This is a genomic window from Ureibacillus galli, assembly GCF_014836845.1.
In the GTDB taxonomy this organism is placed as follows: Bacteria; Bacillota; Bacilli; order Bacillales_A; family Planococcaceae; genus Ureibacillus; species Ureibacillus galli.
On the sequence record NZ_JACSQA010000072.1, the window covers coordinates 1 to 1450 of the forward strand.

A 1450-nucleotide genomic window follows, 5' to 3' on the forward strand; every position below is an offset into this window, starting at 1 on the left:
TGAACTGCACCCCAATTGTTAGACACATCTAACAATTGGAGGTGTAGTTTTTTTATGACTAAATTTACAAATGAACAAAAACTTGAGGCCATTACGAGATATCAATATGGTTCTGAAAGTACAAATGAAATCGCAAAATCCATGGCTACGTCTGCTTCTGTTATTCGTAACTGGATTAAACAGTTTGAATATCATGGTTTAGCTGCTTTTGAAAAATCCTATACATCTCACACGGCTCAGTTTAAAATGGACGTATTAAACTATATGAACGAAAATGGTGTCTCGCCTAACGAAGCTGCAGTAATTTTTAATATTTCTTCACCTGGATTGATTAGGAAATGGAGAATTCAATTGGCTTCTGTGGGAGTGGATGCGTTCGTTCCAAAGATAAAGGGGCGTCCATCCATGAAAAAAGAAACGAATAAACAATCAATACAAGCACCTGTAGAAGGTTCAAATGAAGCACTTCAAGCACGAATTAAGCAGCTTGAAATGGAAAATGAGTATTTAAAAAAGTTGAATGCCTTAGTTCAAGCAAAGGAAAAATCACCAAAGAAGACAAGGTAAAGGTCATCTATGAATTAAGGCATAAATACTCGGTGAAGGCACTTGTGGAGTTTGCAGGAATCAAACGTAGCACGTATTACGATTCAGTGAAAAAGATGAATCGACCAGATCCAGATGCCGAATTAAAGGTTGAAATTCAAGCCATTTATAACGAACACGAAGGCCGTTATGGATACCGCCGTATTCGAGATGAGCTAGCCAATCGTGGGAAAAAAGTTAATCACAAGAAAGTGCAACGCATCATGAAAGCCTTAGGCTTAAAGTGCTTAGTTCGAATGAAAAAGTATAAATCTTATAAAGGAACCGTTGGTAAAATTGCCCCGAATATTTTAGATCGCAATTTTAAAGCTGATGCGCCAAACGAGAAGTGGGTAACGGATATTACGGAGTTTAAATTATTTGGTGAAAAGCTCTATTTATCACCTGTTTTAGATTTATTTAACGGAGAAATTATTACATATACAATTGGTTCAAGACCTACATATTCTTTAGTTTCTGAAATGATAGCGAAAGCTTTAGAGAGATTACCTGAAGAACATAAGCTACTGATGCACTCTGATCAAGGCTGGCATTATCAAATGAAGAAATATCGTCATGCCCTTGAATCAAGAGGTGTTGTGCAAAGTATGTCTCGCAAAGGAAACTGTTACGACAACTCAGTAATGGAGAATTTTTTCGGGATTATGAAATCAGAATTCCTCTACTTAAAAGAATTTCAAAGTGTCGAACATTTTAAATTGGAACTTGAAAACTATATAAATTATTACAACACGAAACGCATGAAGGCAAAATTAAAAATGAGTCCGGTGCAATACCGAACTCGTTTTATCCAAGCTGCCTAATCGACTTTAACGTGTCTAACTTTTAGGGGTCACATCAAAAT

1 protein-coding gene is annotated in these 1450 nt (G+C 36.2%); it reads left to right on the forward strand.

All coding sequences use genetic code 11. The features are described 5' to 3' along the window. Positions 1 to 54 precede the first annotated feature (54 nt). Positions 55 to 1409, forward strand: a protein-coding gene (locus H9636_RS18925; protein ID WP_191709100.1) for an IS3 family transposase whose coding sequence is annotated in 2 segments (ribosomal slippage) — positions 55 to 508 and positions 508 to 1409 — 1356 coding nt in all. Because the reading frame shifts where the segments join, the coding sequence is not laid out codon by codon here. The last annotated feature ends 41 nt before the right edge of the window (positions 1410 to 1450 follow it).